Consider the following 16,810-nt stretch of genomic DNA (forward strand, 5'->3'; position numbering starts at 1 on the left):
CTTCCATCTTTCGAACCCTCTGAGACGCATTGACAACCGTTCGTCAGAAATGGTAACTGCCTTATTTGGTACAAGCACACATATAGTCCTTCAGGGACAACCTCTTATTGGACACCAGGGTAGCGGGCCGCATATGACCCAGCAGCCACCCTCCGGAGAGGGTTCGGCGGCCACGGCAGGCCTCGCCGATCCCACGGACGTACGGGCGAACTGCGGCGTCGGCGTCGTCATGGATCTCGACGGCGGGACCGACCGTTCGGTCGTCGCCGACGGTCTCGAACTCCTCGCGAACCTCGAACACCGCGGCACGACCGGAGCCGAGGAGTCGACCGGCGACGGCGCGGGGATCATGGTCCAGACCCCACACGACTTCTTCGCCGACGAACTCGACATCTCACTGCCCGACTCCTATGCTGTCGGCTCGCTGTTTCTCCCGCAGGACGACGAAGCCCGCGAGGAACTCCAGACTCTCGTCGCCGACACGCTCGCCGAGTACGACCTCTCAGTACGTCACTGGCGATCGGTCCCGACCGACAACGGCGATCTCGGGCAGACGGCGCTCGATTCCGAACCCGCGGTCTATCAGGCGTTCGTCGTCCCGGAGGCGGACGATCCGATCGACGACGAGTCGTTCGACCATCGGCTCTACGTCGGCCGGCGTGCCATCGAGAAGCGTGTCACGGAGCACGATCCCGACGGGAGCGAGCGCTTCTACATCTGTTCGCTCGACCGTCAGACACTCGTCTACAAGGGTCTGCTGAAGGGCGACCAGCTCGCGGGCTACTACCCCGATCTCACCGATTCCCGACTCCGTTCGACGTTCGTCCTCGTTCACGCGCGCTTTTCGACCAACACGCTCGGTGCGTGGCATCTCGCGCACCCGTATCGGGGAATCATCCACAACGGCGAGATCAACACCATCCAGGGGAACGTCAACTGGATGCGCGCGCGCGAGACCGACGTCAGCACCGAGAAATTCGACGTCGATGCGGTGAAGCCCGTGATCGCCGACGAGAACCAATCCGACACCGCGAGCGTCGACAACGCCCTGGAACTCCTGATGCAATCGGGCCGGGACCTGCCCCACGCGCTACGACTCCTGATTCCGGAGGCCTTCAGGGGGGAAGAGCACGACATGAGCGACGAGCGCGAGGCGTTCTACGACTTCCACGCCTCGCTCTCGGAGCCGTGGGACGGCCCCGCGCTGGTGGCGGCCACCGACGGCACCCGGGTCGGCGCGGTGCTCGACCGCAACGGGTTTCGGCCCTGCCGGTACGAAGTCACGACCGACGACCGCCTAGTGATGGCGTCCGAAACCGGTGCGCTCGATCTCGACCCGGCCGAGGTCGAGGAGCGCGGCCGGCTCGAACCAGGCCAGCTGTTCCTCGCCGATCCCGAGGAGGGGCGGGTCGTGCCCGACGCGGAGGTGTTCGACGACCTCACCGATCCGAAGTACGCCGAGTGGGTCGAACAGGAACAGGTCCAGCTTGACGATATCGCCGGCGACGCGGCACACGAGCACGCCGAGCGCGAATCAGGCGAGACGGTCGGCGACCTGCGTTCCCATCAGGCGCTCTACGGCTACACCCACGACGAACTCGACAACCTGCTCGAACCGATGGCGACCAAGGGCAAGGACCCAGTCGGGTCGATGGGCGACGACACCCCTCTATCCGTTCTCTCGCAGTTCAACCGCCCCCTCTTTACGTACTTCAAACAGCTGTTCGCGCAAGTCACCAACCCGCCGCTGGATTACATCCGCGAGGAGCTCGTGACCTCGCTCGAAACCCGGCTCGGCCACCAGCGCAACCTCCTCGACGAGTCGCCGGCACACGCTCGCCAGCTCGTCTGTGACTCGCCGGTGCTCTCGGACGCCGAGACGGCGGCGGTCAAGGAACTCGATGGTGACGGCGCGAACGGCCTCACCACGGAAACGATCGACATCACGTACGACTCCGATACCGACCTCGAAACCGCGGTCGAGCGCGTCCGCGAGGAGGTCACCGCCGCGGCCGAGGCGGGCCACGACGTGCTCGTGCTCTCCGATCGAGCGGCGAGCGCGGATCGGGTACCGATTCCGAGCCTGCTCGCGACTGGCGGGGTCCACCACCACCTCGTGCGCAACGGGCTCCGCAACCACGTCGGGCTCGTCGTCGAGTCCGGCGATCCACGGGCAGTCCACCACCTCGCGACGCTCGTGGGCTACGGCGCTGGCGCGGTCAACCCGTATCTCGCCTATCAGACCATCGCGGATCTCACCGCGGGGGCTGACGGCGCGGCGCGCGAGGAAGCCGTCGCGTCGTACGTCGGTGCGCTCGAAGACGGCCTGCTGAAGACGATGTCGAAGATGGGGATTTCCACCGTCCAGAGCTACCAGGGAGCGCAGATCTTCGAGGCCGTCGGGCTGGAGTCGGACTTCGTCACCGAATACTTCGAGGGCACTACCGCCCGGACCGAGGGGATCGGGATCGACGAGATCGAGACGGACCTCCACGATCGCCACGCGATCGCGTTCGGCGACGATCCCGACATCGAGCGCCAGGGCGAGTACGAACACCGCTCGGACGGGATCTTCCACGAGTGGAACCCCCAATCCGTCGGCGCGCTCCAGCAGGCCGTCCGGCGGGGTGACTACGAGCAGTATCAGGAGTTCGCTCGGCTGATGAACGACCAGAACGAGGAGCTCCAGACGCTCCGGGGCCTGCTCGAATTCGACAGTTCCCGGGAATCGATCCCGATCGAGGACGTCGAGCCGGTCCACGAGATCGTCGAGCGGTTCTCGACGGCGGCGATGAGCCTCGGGAGCCTCTCGCCCGAGATGCACGAGACGAACTCGATCGCGATGAACAGGCTGGGCGCGAAATCGAACACCGGTGAGGGTGGCGAGCCGCCCGAACGGTTCGGCACCGAGAAGGAGTGCACCGTCAAACAGGTCGCGTCGGGCCGGTTCGGCGTCACCTCGGAGTATCTCTCCTCAGCCGACGAGCTCCAGATCAAGATGGCACAGGGGAGCAAGCCGGGCGAGGGCGGCCACCTTCCCGGGAAGAAGGTCAACGAGATGATCGCGCACGTCCGGTACGCCACGCCCGGTGTGGGGTTGATCTCGCCGCCGCCGCTCCACGACATCTACTCGATCGAGGACCTGAAACAGCTGATCCACGACCTGAAGGCCGCCAATCCGGCGGCCGACATCAACGTCAAACTCGTGAGCGAGGCGGGGATCGGCACGATCGCAGCCGGTGTGGCGAAGGCCAACGCCGACGTCGTCCACATCTCGGGCCACTCCGGCGGGACGGGCGCGAGCCCCCGCACCTCGATCAAGAACGCGGGACTGCCGTGGGAGCTCGGACTCGCCGAGGCGAACCAGCTCCTCCGCGAGACCAGGCTCCGCTCGCGTATCCGCGTCTCGGCCGACGGTGGGATGAAGACCGGGCGGGACGTCGCGGTCGCGGCGCTGCTGGGGGCCGAGGAGTACATCTTCGGGACCGCCTCCCTCGTGACCTCGGGCTGTGTGATGGCCCGCCAGTGCCACGAGAACACCTGTCCTGTCGGCGTGGCGACCCAGCGCGAGGAACTTCGGGAACGGTTCCCCGGCGAGCCCGAACACGTCGTGAACTACATGACGTTCATCGCCCAGGAGCTCCGCGAGATCATGGCCGAACTCGGTTTCGAGACCGTCGAGGAGATGGTCGGCCGGCCTGGCGTCCTCCGCCAGCGCGACGACGTCACCCAGGAGAAGGCCAAGAAGCTCGATCTCTCCGCGGTGCTCGCCGAGCCGTGGGCCGACGGCGACGCGAGCGGGGAGGGAGAGGGGAGCAGTGACGAGCAGCGGACCAAGACCAGAGAGCAGAACCACGAGATCGACGACCAGCTCGACAACGAACTGATCGCCGACGCCGAGCCGGCGATCGAGCGCGGCGAATCCATCCACCTCGACCGGGAGATCTCGAACGTCGATCGCGCGGTCGGTGCGACCCTCTCGAACGAGATCTCGAAGCGCCACGGCGGCGACGGGCTCGACGAGAACTCCATTACTGTGGACTTCGACGGCGTCGCGGGCCAGAGCTTCGGGGCTTTCCTCGCGGCAGGCGTCACGCTGAACCTGACCGGGACCGCGAACGACTACGTCGGCAAGGGGCTCTCGGGCGGGAAGCTCGTCGTCAACACGCCCGAACGCGCCCCCTACGAGCCCGAGAAGAACGTCCTGATCGGCAACGTCGCGCTCTACGGTGCGACCCAGGGCGAGGTGTACGTCAACGGGAAGGCGGGTGAGCGGTTCGCGGTCCGAAACTCCGGGGTGAAAGGGGTCGTCGAGTCGGTCGGCGATCACGGCTGTGAGTACATGACCGGCGGCGCGATCGCGGTGCTCGGCGAGACGGGGAAGAACTTCGCCGCCGGAATGTCCGGCGGGGTCGCGTACGTCCTCGACCGCGAGGGCGACTTCGAGTCCTCGGTCAACCACGGGATGGTGAGCACCACTCGGGAGCTGGAGGACAAGGACCGAGAGATGCTCCGTCGCCTCGTCGCAAACCACGTCGCCTACACCGGCTCGGATCGCGGCGAGTACGTCCTTGACAACTGGGAGACGGAGTTGGAGCACGTCGTGAAGGTGATGCCCGACGCCTACGCCGAGGTCATCGAAGAGCGCGAGAGCGCCGACGTCCGCACGCAGCCGCCCGCTCACGCGACGACCGCGGGCAGTGAGCGGCCGGTCGTCGAAGGCGGGGCGGACTGACACGGTTTCGAAAGCGAATCTAACTGCGTGATCGGCCGTCGCACGATAACGTACGTGCTATCTCAGAGTGGGTTTCGTAACCACAACAGCGGAAAGTGGGGAGCCCCAACCACTCCCATGAGTCTCGAAAGTTCCCTCCAGAGCGTCTTGACGAACCCGACGTACCTCTCCGTTTGGGTGGCGATCGTCGCCGCGTCGCTCGCCGTGTTGGTGTGGGACGTCAGGAGCAACAACGACGAGATGGCCCCGCTGATGAAGTTCGTGTGGGGTCTCACGGTGCTTTACTCCGGACCACTGGGTCTCGGGATGTACTGGTACTCGGGCCGGGCGCAGATCAGCCACGACTCGCTCTGGCGGAAGGGAAGTCGGTCGGTCGCACACTGCTACTCGGGGTGTGGCGCTGGCGAGGTCATTGGCGTCACGCTCGCGGCGGGCCTCCTCGCGCTCGGGACGTCGCTCGTGATCGTCGTCACCTTCACGTTCGCCTACGCGATGGGGTACGCTCTCACCGTCGGTCCGCTGATGCAGGAGGGTGTCGGATTCGGTGAGGCCGCGAAGGACGCTCTGCTGACCGAGACGCCGTCGATCACGCTGATGGAGATCGCCGCCATCGGGACCGACGTCTGGCTTGCCGGCGAGGCCCATATCGGCGAGGTGTTGTTCTGGTCGGGGCTGGTCTTCTCGCTCACGATCGGCCTGCTCGTCGCCTACCCGATCAACGTCTATCTCGTCCACCGCGGCGTCAAGGGTGGGATGCAGGACCCGACAGAACGGCGACAGGCGGCATAAACTGGACGACAACGGACGGGTCGATCGTGGAACTGGGATACGCCGACTGCTGTCGCGGTCGGCGCGCGGGAGCACCGGCAGCGCGAGCGAAGCGAGCGTCGCCAGGTGCGACTCGCGCGAGGGATGAGCGAACGGAGTGAGCGAATCGGTTGGGGAGGGTGTGGACTGCGGTTTTCAGTTGCACCGTGATTCATGATCGGACGAATTCGTGTAATCGATCTCACCCAGGTCGGTCAGTCACTCGATCGTCACAAAGCAGCGTATTTCTCACGACGAGCGTTCGCTGGAGCGCTCGTCCAAGACGGCCTCGCGCTCGCGGGCGGCGGTGGCGTCGTCGACTGACTCGTTCGCCACCAGCCGATCGAGCTTGCGTTCGAACGTCGTCTCGTCGATCTCGCCCGTGACGTACCGGCGTTTCAGGTCGTCGAGGGCGTCCTCGGTCGATGGCTCTGGCGGGACCACGGTCTCAGAGAGGCCAAGTCCGTCGATTGCCGGGTACTCGCGCTCGACGCGCTCGGCCGCCGACTGGAGCCGCTCGCTCCGCGGGATCGACAGTCGTCGCAGCAACGACCAGCTGAACCCGAGCCCCGAGATGACAGTAGCCACCACCAGCACGGCCACGATGGGGAGATAAGGGAACGCGAGTCCGGACAGAACGCCGACGGCTCCCGCTCCGCTGCCGAGCGCGGTGGTGACCACGAGCCCGACGTACCCGAGCACGACGGTCAGGAGAACACCGGAGACGAGCAACACACCCAGCCAGACGGCGAGCGCGTTGTCCCGGAGCCAGCCCATATCGTGATCGGCGTCGGCCAGCTATCTATATCTCACGCTCGTCGCCGTTCCCAAGGTTTCCGGCGTTAGCGGTGCTTCGGTCGGACGACGCGCCGGAGACCGCCACGCCGGCGGAACAGCCGCGTCAGGAACCGCTCGATCCGGGTCGGTTCGGCGGTCGCCTGGGGCATCGCCGGAAGATATGGTCTGAACTCGTTTCGGTCGTTCTTCTGCGTGGATCGCTTGTCCATACGCGTGATTGGCTCCGGGGGGATTTAACTTCTGTTAGATAAAGTTGGTCATTGCCGAAATAGTGGTTGTCATAGTGAGTTTCGCACACGGTGAACAGTAGGTCGAGGGCGGCCGCCGGCCACTGGAAACGCGAGCACGACGAGCCGTTCACACCGAGTGAAACCAGTCGTCGCGACCGACAACTGTTATCTCGCGGCCGCCCGCAGGGTGGTCGATGCCTCACGCCATGATCATCGGCGGCACGCGCTTCATCGGCCGCCACACGGTCCGGGAGCTACTCGACAACGAGTACGACGTCACGGTGTTCAACCGCGGGAACCACGAGAACCCGTTCGCTGATGAGGAGGCCGTCGCGCACGTCGCGGGCGACCGGACGAACGAGAACGCAGTCGAACGCGCCGCCCGCGAGGTCGATCCAGACATCGTGATCGACTGCGTGGCTTACCATCCCAGCGAGGTGCGCCACGCGACCAGGGTGTTCGCCGACTGTGAAGCCTACGTCGTGATTTCGAGCGGGTCGGCCTACGGCGACGAGGAGATCCCGAAACGCGAGGACACGACCGCGCTTCACGACTGCACCGACGAGCAGGCGACCGACGACTCGATGGACAGCTACGGCCCCCGGAAGGCCGAGATCGATCGCGCGGTCGCCGCGGCCGCCGACGAGGGCGTGAACGCGATGAGCGTCCGGCCGCCCGTGGTCTACGGCCCACACGACTACACCGAACGGTTCGACTACTGGATCGATCGAGTCCTCAATCACGACCGCGTGATCGTCCCCGGCGATGGCGACTGCCTCTGGCATCTCGTCTTCGCACCCGACGTGGCAAGTGGATTAGTAACCGTGGCCGAGGAGGGCAAACCAGGCGAGACGTACAACGTCGGCGATCGCCGGCTGCCCGTCCTCTCCGAGTGGGTCGAGCTGATCGCCGACGCCCTCGACACCGATATCGAGATCGTGGCGGCGAACGAGCGCGAACTCGCCGCGGCGGAGCTCGCGCCCGACGATTTCCCGATCTACCGTTCGTATCCCCACGTGCTCTCGACTGCGAAGATCGCGGAGCTTGGCTGGGAAGCGACGCCGATCGAGACGGCGCTCGAACGCACAGTCGAAGCTCACCAAGCGAGCGATCGCACCGGCCGTGAGAACGGCCCCGACCGAGAAGCCGAGGAGCGCGTGCTCTCGGTGTTGGATACGCTCTGAACAGGCGGACCGCGTCGTCGTGTCCCCGTCCGGTTACCCTGCCCGAAGGACAGCTTCTTTCGACCGACAGTCGTAGCCGTGGCGTGAACCACACCACGGCCGGCGAACTCGACGGGAAGGCGGCGCTCGTCACCGGTGCGTCGTCAGGGATCGGCGCGGCGACCGCGGAGGCGCTCGCGGCCGAAGGGGCCAGTGTGAGTCTCGCCGCACGCCGCACCGACCGGCTCGACGAACTCGCCGAGCGGATCGAAGCGTCGGGCGGGAACGCGCTGGCGATCACTGCGGACGTCACCGAGGAGGCGGACATCGAGGCGATGATCGAGACGACGACCGACGCGTTCGGCGGGCTCGACGTGCTCGTCAACAACGCTGGCGTCATGCTGCTCGCCCCGGTCGAGCGGGCCGACGCCGACGACTGGCGACGGATGGTGTCGGTCAATCTGACGGGGCTCATGAACACCACCCGCGCCGCGCTGCCGGCGCTTCGGGAGGACGAGGCCGGCCACGTCGTCAACATCTCCTCGGACGCGCGGCGCGGTCCGGGTGCCGGATTCGGTGCGTACGCCGCCACGAAAGCCGGTGTGAGCACGTTCGCGGAATCGCTCCGCGAGGAGGTCGCCGACGACGGGGTTCGCGTGACGACCGTCGAACCGGGGGCGACCGACACCGAACTCCCGGCACACATCACCGACGCGGCGGCGAAAGACGAGGTCGAAGCGGCGATCGAGTCGATGCGGACGCTCGAAAGCACCGACGTCGCGGCGGCGGTCCGGTACGCGGTCACGCAGCCGCCACGCGTCAACGTCGACGAACTCCTCGTCCGCCCGACGGACGCCGGATGAGCGGCGTGGACGGACGTCGATCGGCCCGCCGTAGTTAAACGTTACTTGCGGTTGCAAGTCCTACGAATAGGCCAACGGAGCCTGAACGTACGAGTAATGCTCATCGCCGGCAAATGTCCCCCGGAACCGGACGCGCTCGCCGCCGCAGCCGACCGGGGGTTCGAGGGGGTGGAACTGTATCTGGAGAAGGACCACCTCGAATCGGTCGCCGAGTGCGTCGCGCACGTTGAGGCGTCGGATGTCGCGGCCGTCTCGGTTCACACGCCCCACGTCTCGCTGGCGGAGAAGGAGTACCTCCACCGAACGGATCAGCTCGCGGTGGCGCTCGACGCATTCGTCGTCTTTCACTCGGGACACCTCAACCACGTCGACACCCCAGAACTAGAGGAGCTTGACCTGACCGCGGCGTACGGCTACGAGAACAAGACCGGGGTGAGTGTTCGCCACCTCCGACATATGGTGCTGAAACCTGGTCACGGCCTCACACTCGACGTCGCCCACCTGTTCATGGCTGAAGCGGACTACCTGACGGCGATCGAGTACCTGCTGACCGAGTACGGCGATCGGATCGGCCTCCTGCATCTCTGTGACTCGACGCCGGTCCAGGACGGCCTAGCGTTCGGCGCTGGCGACATCGACATCGGGGCGGTCTGTCGCCTCGTCGACCGACACTTCGATGGCACGGTGGTCCTCGAAGTCATGCCCGACGACCAGCGAGCCGCGCTCGAAACCGTCACCGAACACCAGGCCGAGTTCGACCTGTCGCCGGCCCGATCGGTCGCCGGCAACTGAGCGAAACGGGGGCCGGAAGTGAACCGACGGAGTGCGGTCGAGAGCCGACCCGACGGAAGCGCCGCGCTCGCCTACGCGTAGCCGAGATCCTCCAAGTGACGCCGCGTCGCGTCCGAGACCGCCGTTCGATCCCGGGTGTCGCGCCGGTCGATCCGGTCGCGGTGCGCTTCGAGCAGTTCGTCGAGCGCCGCGTCGGTCTCGCCGATGACCTGGAGTCCGTCGGTCGTCTCGTAGCCGTAGGCCCCCTCGGCCGCGACCCCGAACAGCTCCTCGTCGAACCGCGTCGGATCGTAGCCGAGCCGTTCGACCTTTGCCCGGTTTCGCGGGTTCGGCCCCAGATACTCCGCGGCGCACGTCCGGTCGGTCGGCGCGGCCGTGATGGCCTCGGCGGACTCGCCGGGCACGTCGAGCAGCGCGTTCCCCGCCGAGTCACCGTCGACGCCGGCGAGATCGAGCATCGTCCGGTGGACATCGAGGAGGCTCACCGTCTCCGCGCGCGTCGCGTCCTCGATGCGGTCGCCGGAGATCACGCAGGGGACGTGCGTGAGTTCGGGATAGACACCGTATGAATGCTGCCAGACGCCGTGTTCGCCGAACAGTTCGCCGTGATCCGAGAGCGTGATGACGACGTCGAACTCCTCGCGGAGCCTGGCGTGGATCTCGTGGTAGACGTCGGAGAGATAGTGGACACTATCGTCGTAGGCCTGCTTGAGCACCTCGGGGTCGGCATCGGGGCCGTCGCCAGCGGTCGCCACGAGGCCGTTGTACTCGGTCACGTCGCCGATCGGCTCGTCGGTGTCGACTGTTCGGTACGCCTCGGGCGGCGTGTGCGGCATGTGTGCGTCCATCAGGTTCACGAACAAGAACTCGCGGTCGCCGAAGTCGGTTTCCCGGGCGTAGTCGAGCGCTTGTTGGGACCCCTGCTCGTCGAACGGATCGCTGCCGAAGCGAGCGCCGCCGAACCGATCGCCACCGAGGTCACGCAACGCGACTCGCGCACCGTGTTTCAGCGACGGCCACGTGTCGTACTCGCCGGCGATGCAGTCCCGCACTGCCCCGGGGTAGGTTTCGGGGCCGTCGTCGTCCCCCTCGGCGAAACTCTCCCAGTCGAACACGTCGCCGGAGAGCGCTCGAAACGTCCAGGTGCCGGTGTACTCGGCGAATCCCCTGTCGAAATCGAACGGTTTGGCGAGGATGATGTTGCTGGCGAACGCGCGGGTGGTGTAGCCAGCCTCGGCGAGTCGCTCGGCGATCACGGGCTCGGGACAGTCGAGCGCCTGGTTGTCGACGTGGACCCCGAGTTCGCTCGGGTACTTCCCGGCGAACAGCGACGCGTGGACCGGCACGGTCCAGTGACTCGGTGCCCACGCATTCGTGAAGCGAATCCCCGACAACCAGTCGAAATGCTCCTCGAACGCATCGTATCGCAGTGTGTCGAGGACGACGAGCGCGACGTTCATCGATGACGATACTCGATGGCATACTAAACTGTTTGTGCACGCTGGTGCAACGTCAGCGAGTCCGCCGTTCCAGTCGTGTTTCCGTGCGGAAGCGCTGCGGAGGGCAAACGGTTTGGTTCGTGCCGAATAGGGAACGTCATGTTCGACAAATCGACGTGGATCCGTCTCCCACGGAACGTCGTGGTTGGTCACGGTGTCCTCTCTCAAACTACCGACGCCGTCGACGAACTCCACCTCGCTGGACGGCCTCTCGTCGTCACTAGCCCGACCGCCCGCGAGGTAGCCGGCGAGTGCGTCGTCGAAGGGTTCGCCGCCACGGGAACGGAGCCGGTGACGGTCGTGGTCGAGAAGGCGAGCTTCGCGGCGGTCGAGCGGGTGATCGAGACCGCCGAGGCGGAGGAGGCCGGCTTCCTCGTCGGGGTGGGTGGCGGCAAGCCGATCGACATCGCGAAGATGGCGAGCGACTCCCTCAGCATGGGGTTCGTCTCGGTGCCGACCGCCGCGAGCCACGACGGGATCGTCTCCGGCCGCGGCTCGGTCCCGGAAGGCGACACCCGGCATTCGGTCGCCGCCGAGCCGCCGCTTGCCGTCATTGCGGACACCGAGATCATCGCCGACGCGCCGTGGGAGCTGACGACGGCGGGGTGTGCCGACATCATCTCGAACTACACCGCGGTTCGGGACTGGCGGCTCGCCAACCGGCTCCAGAACGTCGAATACTCGGAGTACGCCGGCGCGCTCAGTCGAATGACCGCCGAAATGCTCGTTGACAACGCCGACTCGATCAAGCAGGGGTTGGAGGAGTCGGCGTGGGTCGTCGTGAAGGCGCTGGTCTCCTCGGGAGTCGCGATGAGTATCGCGGACTCCTCACGCCCGGCGAGCGGCGCGGAACACCTCTTCAGTCACCAGCTCGATCGGATCGCTCCCGGTGCGGCGCTCCACGGCCACCAGGTGGGCGTGGGATCGATCCTGACCGAGTACCTCCACACCGGCGACGAGGGCCAGTGGCGCAACGTCCGCGACGCGCTCGCCAGGATCGGCGCACCCACCACCGCCGAGGAGCTCGGCATCGACGAGGCCGACGTGATCGAGGCGCTCACGACCGCCCACGGGATCCGGGATCGCTACACCATCCTCGGCAACGGGATGAACGAGGCCGCCGCGCGCGAGGTCGCACGGGTGACCGGCGTCGTCTGAACCCACCGAAAACGAGGTCGACCGACGCGACGGCTACGACTCGTTCTCCCCGGCGGCGTAGTCGGCGTACACACCCCACGAGGAGTCGACGGCCGGACGCTCGATCCGCTCGCCGTCGACGTACGCGCCAGTCCCCTCGGCAACGGTGCCGACGACGGCCGCCGTCGTCTCTCTGTCGTCGAGCGCCGCGAGAACGCTCTCGACGCCGTCGGGTTCGACTGCGATCAGGAGCGTGCCGGAGCTGGTCGCGGTCCACGGGTCGATGTCGAGGTACTCACAGACCGGCTCGACGCCGGGGCGCATTGGGACCGCCTCGCGGTCGACATCGAGGCGAACGCCCGCGCTCCCGGCAACCTCACGGAGCGCGTTGGCGAGCCCGCCCTCGGTGACGTCGTGCATCGCCGTGACCGGCCCGGCGGCCGCAGCGGCGAGCGCGTCGCGGACGGTGTCGGTATCGTCGAGCCGCGCTCTCGCAGTATCGAGTGTGGCTTCGGGGAGATCCATCCGGTCGCCGAACAGCGTCGTCAGGAGGCCGACCGCCTCGACGCCCGGCCCGGTCGTGAGCACGAGCCGGTCGCCCGGCCGCGCGCCATCCGGCCTGATTATCTCCTCGCGATCCCCGACCGCGAGCGCGGTCGCGCCGCCGACCCAGGGGAACGCACAGCCCTCGTACCGTGCCGTGTGACCCGCCACGACGCTCGCCCCGAGATCGGCGGCCTCGCGATCGATGGCCTCCCAGAGTGTCGCGAACGCCTCGTCGGTCATCTCTGGGGGGAGGCTGAAATTGATCGAGAGATGGGTGGGGGGGAGGCCGCTCACCGCCACGTCGGCGAGCACCACGTCGAGCGCGAACCGGCCGGCCCGCTCGAATCCCAGCTGGGGGAGCACGGAGACCGGATCGGTCGCGATCACGACCCCACGACCGCCGATCTCGACCACCCCGAAATCCACGCCGTGCTGCGGCCCGAGTGCGACGTCCGCCCGGTCAGCGCCGAGGCGCGGATAGATGTGCTCGTCGAAAAAGTCGGCGTCCACCTTCCCGTAGTCGGCCATGCCCGAACCGGGGCGAGCACCGACAAAACCGTGTTCATCGGTGGGACCGAGTCGCGATTCGGGATGGAAGACCGACGAAACGCCTCCCGTTGGCTGCCGATCGTCGTTTCGCGGACCGACAGTCTATAACGGATGCCGACGGAATCCCGAGTACGACCGATGAGCGGTGACGAACGAGGAGACGGGGCGGCCGCCACGGCCGAGGAGCGCGCCGACGAAGCTGCGTCGGGTGCGGATGTCGACTGGCGCGCGTTCTTCGGCTACGACGAGCCGTACGCGAACCAGGCCGACGCGATCGAGGCGGCGATCGACGCCGGCGAGGAAGGTGGCTACCTCGTGATGGAGGGGGCCTGCGGCACGGGCAAGACGATGGCCGCGCTCGCGGCCGCCGGCCACCTCCTCCGGGACACCGACCGCTACGACAACGTCGTGGTGGCGACGCCGGTCAAACAGCAGCGCCGACAGTTCATCCAGGACCTCCGGGCGATCAACGCCGACCTCGACGAGCCGTTTTCCGGACTCGCGCTCGTCGGCAAGCCCGCGCTCTGTCCGTACGAGCGCGCGGACGCGTTCGATCGCGGGGTTCAGGACGCCTGCGAGGACCTCCGGGAGACCACCGCGGGGCTCGTCGCGGGCGACGACGGCGGCGAGGCGTGGTGGGACGCCGGCCGTGCGGCCGAACTCGTCGAGTCGGCCCGGATCGACGCCGACTCGTGGCGCACGCTCGACGAGGGACTCTCGACGGCGGGGGTCGACGCACCGTACTCGACGGGCCGACCAGTCGCCCCCGAATCGATGACCGAAAGCGACCGCGAGCAGGTCTTCTGTCCGTTCGAGGCCGACTGGTACGCCCGTGAGAAGGGGTCGCCCGTCTCCTTCGCCGACGGCGAGCATAGTGTCATTACGACCGAGGAGTTGCTCACCGGGGCAGTCCCGGCCGGAACCTGTCCTCACCGGGCGATGGGGACGCTGCTGGAGGACGCCGATGTGGTGGTCGGCAACTACAACCACCTGTTCGATCCCCGGACGCGCGGGCTCACCGATAGCGTGGTCGACGAGCGCACGTTCGTGATCGTCGACGAGGCCCACAGGGTAGAAGGGCGGGTTCGGGATCTCCTGAGCGATCGAATCGGCAGCGTGTCGCTCCGGCGGGCGCGAAACGACATCGCGCAGCTCGGTTCGTACGCGCGTCAGTCCCGCGAGAACCGCGAGGCGATCGCCACCCAGCTTGCGAGCTGGGAGCTCTCGACCGACGCGCTCGATCACACCCGGGAGTTTTACAACGACGCCATCGACTGGCTTGATCGGCGGGTCGAGACGTATCTCGACGAGGAGTTCGACGATCTCGACCGCGCGGCCGAGCGCGGCGACCTTCCCGACCGGCTCGAAATCCCGCTCCGCGATCCCGCGGTCGACGAGCCCGATGACTTCTCCGAGTGGGCGATCGAGGCCGGCTACACCGAGGACTTCCTCGAATCGCTCCACACCGTCGGCGCGGCGGTCGAGGACGTGCTCGAAACGGTCGATCCCGATCGATCGTGCGTCTGCGGGAGCATCGGCCGACTCATGCGAAACTGGTGGACCCGCGATCACGCCGCGTACTTCCGGGAGGTGACGCTCGAACGCACCGATCGCGAGCACAGCGACGAGTGGCGACGCCACTACACTGCGGCGCTCGAATGCTACGACTGCCTGCCGGCCGCGGATCTCCGCGAGCGATTTGGGGACCTCGGTGGCGGAGTCCTGATGAGCGCGACGCTCGAACCGATGGACGTCTTTCGGGAGTGTGTCGGGCTCGATCGGCTCGTGACCGAACCGGCGGACGACCCCCAAATTCCGGATGTCCCCGACGGTGTCGACCTCCCGAGTCCGAAGGGAGGTTCGGGCGACGGAAGCGAAGGAGCGGATACCGAGGACGGGGCAGCCGGGGACGACGAGTCGACCAGCGACGAACGATCGGAGGTCGAGCGCCCGATCACCGAGCGGACGTACGATCTGACCTTCCCCGCGGAAAACCGCGCGAGCTGGATCGTCGACGTGCCGGCGTTCACCGCGCGGAATCGGGGTCCGCCCGACTCCGGAAGCGACGTCCGCGAGACCTACGCTTACGCACTCCGGGAGATCGCGCAGAGCCCGGGCAACGTCCTGGTCTGCATGCCGAGCTACCGCGAGGCGGCGTGGGCGGCCGAGCGCCTCACGGCATCGGTCGAGAAACCGGTCCTCGTCGACGAGCCGTCGAGCGCCGAGACCACCGAAGCACTCAAGCGCGATTTCTTCGCCGGCGGTGGGAAGGTGCTCGTCACCTCGACGCGCGGGACGCTCACCGAGGGCGTGGACTACGACGGCGCGAAACTGAGCGCGTGCGCGGTCGTCGGCGTCCCGCTCGTGAACGTCGCTTCCCCCCGAATACGAGCCGTCCGGCGGGCCTACGGCGCGGCGTTCGGGGAGGACCGGGCCTTCGAGTACGCGCTCACGGTGCCCGCAGTCCGGCGCGCGCGGCAGGCCATCGGCCGGGTCATCAGAGGGCCCGAGGAGGTCGGCGTTCGGGCGTTCCTCGACGAGCGCTACACCCCCGATGCGCCGCGGTCGGTCCATGAGTATCTCCCGGCCGAGGAACGCGAGGAGTGGACCACGATGACGCCGATGTTTCTAGAACAGCTAGTAGAAGAATTCGCTGAGAAGCATCCAGAATGGGGAAGTGGGTGAGCTTTCGTCTGTCCGCTACCTCCCCCCAAATACAACGCTCTTGACCTACTGCGAAGCATAGCGGGGAGGAAGACACCGACCTTATGCTTCCGCCGGAAGGATAATTTAGAGGGTTATCACGGGCCTACGGTAGAAGCCAGCGGTTACGTAGAGCAGTGGCCAAGGGAGTCAAGTCCCACAGACTGATAGCCACCTGTCCCGGATGTTTGCCAACATATAGTCGGAGACGTAGGGATAATAGGCGTCGTTTGCCTTGGTCCCCTCCCGCGTTTCATGGGGAGAATATCGTGACAGGTTGTAGACCGCCGGCACCCACAGAGGACCACAGGACATCCTCAACAAGATGAGTTAAAGAAGATCAACAGGGTGAGTGGTTTTCAAGCCACGTTCTCAATCAGTAGACTAAAATATCTTGGAGTCTCGGGATTGTATAATTTCATGGGTCTAAAATTCACCCTTTTTGAGCGGACAAAGGCCGACTTACTGGAGTACACTATTCTCTACGTAGGAGGTGCGATTTCGATATGCATATTAGTAACACCTTTCTATTTTCCATTTGATTTTCTAGCGTTCTCTTGGGGGACCTAATTCTGGAGTAGCAAATACTGTTGCCCAAATCCTTGCCACAATATTCGCAATTACAATTTCACTAAGTCTTCTAGGAGTAGAATACTTCTCACAAGAGCTAACACCTCGAATTATTCCCTCGTTGATCAAATCGAGATTCATACAGCTGATAGTAGCCTCATATGTGATATCAATACCAATAGTGCTATTTTCCAAATACTCGCTTCAGGAGCCTCTACAACTCGCGTTAGTTTTCTCTTTATTAGTATGGGCGTTGTGCTGCTTGCTATCGTATGTTGTGTTCATAGGAAAGAGGCTCGACCCAATGAGTCAAGCTCAGTTGCTCCGAAAACAGCTTCCAGAGAATTTTGACGATTCAATTCTGAAAAAGATGAAGGATGGAACAATCAGCATAGCCGACAGCGACGACAGGATAATA

Annotated in this window: 11 protein-coding genes and 1 pseudogene; 8 read left to right on the plus strand and 4 right to left on the minus strand. The window is 65.8% G+C overall.

What is annotated here, in order from left to right; all coding sequences use genetic code 11:
- The first annotated feature begins 133 nt into the window (after positions 1 to 133).
- Together gltB and TX76_RS08415 are read left to right on the plus strand one after the other, a co-directional pair.
- Positions 134 to 4,735: a glutamate synthase large subunit gene (gltB, locus tag TX76_RS08410; RefSeq protein ID WP_049901501.1), complete on the plus strand. Its 4,602-nt coding sequence runs from the start codon at positions 134 to 136 to the stop codon at positions 4,733 to 4,735.
- 117 nt (positions 4,736 to 4,852) lie between these two features.
- Positions 4,853 to 5,524: a DUF4396 domain-containing protein gene (locus tag TX76_RS08415; protein WP_049901503.1), complete on the plus strand. Its 672-nt coding sequence runs from the start codon at positions 4,853 to 4,855 to the stop codon at positions 5,522 to 5,524.
- A 267-nt stretch (positions 5,525 to 5,791) separates the two neighbouring features.
- Here the strand turns inward: TX76_RS08415 and TX76_RS08420 are convergent, their stop codons facing one another.
- Positions 5,792 to 6,319 carry an SHOCT domain-containing protein gene (locus TX76_RS08420; protein ID WP_049901506.1) on the minus strand — a complete coding sequence of 176 codons (528 nt, stop codon included), beginning with the start codon at positions 6,317 to 6,319 and terminating at the stop codon, positions 5,792 to 5,794.
- 65 nt (positions 6,320 to 6,384) lie between these two features.
- Positions 6,385 to 6,549 carry a hypothetical protein gene (locus tag TX76_RS17570; protein WP_154019039.1) on the minus strand — a complete coding sequence of 55 codons (165 nt, stop codon included), beginning with the start codon at positions 6,547 to 6,549 and terminating at the stop codon, positions 6,385 to 6,387.
- Between the two features lie 215 nt (positions 6,550 to 6,764).
- Between TX76_RS17570 and TX76_RS08425 the strand changes: the two genes are divergently transcribed.
- The 3 genes from TX76_RS08425 (at position 6,765) to TX76_RS08435 (ending at position 9,388) form a co-directional block, all read left to right on the plus strand.
- Complete coding sequence (locus TX76_RS08425; RefSeq protein ID WP_049901508.1) at positions 6,765 to 7,754, plus strand: NAD-dependent epimerase/dehydratase family protein; 990 nt, start codon at positions 6,765 to 6,767, stop codon at positions 7,752 to 7,754.
- A gap of 83 nt (positions 7,755 to 7,837) precedes the next feature.
- Positions 7,838 to 8,596: an SDR family NAD(P)-dependent oxidoreductase gene (locus TX76_RS08430; protein ID WP_049901511.1), complete on the plus strand. Its 759-nt coding sequence runs from the start codon at positions 7,838 to 7,840 to the stop codon at positions 8,594 to 8,596.
- Positions 8,597 to 8,692: 96 nt separating this feature from the next.
- A complete protein-coding gene (locus TX76_RS08435) occupies positions 8,693 to 9,388 on the plus strand; it encodes a sugar phosphate isomerase/epimerase family protein (protein WP_049901514.1) in 696 nt (231 codons plus the stop codon).
- A 71-nt stretch (positions 9,389 to 9,459) separates the two neighbouring features.
- Here TX76_RS08435 and TX76_RS08440 read toward each other — a convergent pair whose 3' ends face one another.
- Entirely contained in the window at positions 9,460 to 10,848 is a 1,389-nt protein-coding gene (locus tag TX76_RS08440; RefSeq protein ID WP_049901516.1) for a sulfatase-like hydrolase/transferase, read from the minus strand.
- Between the two features lie 138 nt (positions 10,849 to 10,986).
- Between TX76_RS08440 and TX76_RS08445 the strand changes: the two genes are divergently transcribed.
- Entirely contained in the window at positions 10,987 to 12,045 is a 1,059-nt protein-coding gene (locus TX76_RS08445; RefSeq protein ID WP_049901519.1) for an NAD(P)-dependent glycerol-1-phosphate dehydrogenase, read from the plus strand.
- A gap of 33 nt (positions 12,046 to 12,078) precedes the next feature.
- Here the strand turns inward: TX76_RS08445 and TX76_RS08450 are convergent, their stop codons facing one another.
- The gene (locus tag TX76_RS08450) at positions 12,079 to 13,098 is read right to left on the minus strand and encodes an AIR synthase family protein (RefSeq protein ID WP_049901521.1); all 1,020 of its coding nucleotides are present in this window, start codon (positions 13,096 to 13,098) and stop codon (positions 12,079 to 12,081) included.
- Positions 13,099 to 13,257: 159 nt separating this feature from the next.
- Between TX76_RS08450 and TX76_RS08455 the strand changes: the two genes are divergently transcribed.
- Both TX76_RS08455 and TX76_RS18645 read left to right on the plus strand, forming a co-directional pair.
- Complete coding sequence (locus tag TX76_RS08455) at positions 13,258 to 15,804, plus strand: ATP-dependent DNA helicase (protein ID WP_049901524.1); 2,547 nt, start codon at positions 13,258 to 13,260, stop codon at positions 15,802 to 15,804.
- A 610-nt stretch (positions 15,805 to 16,414) separates the two neighbouring features.
- Positions 16,415 to 16,810: pseudogene (locus tag TX76_RS18645) on the plus strand (DUF2254 family protein); the annotation flags it as partial.

Origin of the sequence: Halococcus agarilyticus (assembly GCF_000334895.1) — an archaeon.
Classification (GTDB): Archaea; Halobacteriota; Halobacteria; order Halobacteriales; family Halococcaceae; genus Halococcus; species Halococcus agarilyticus.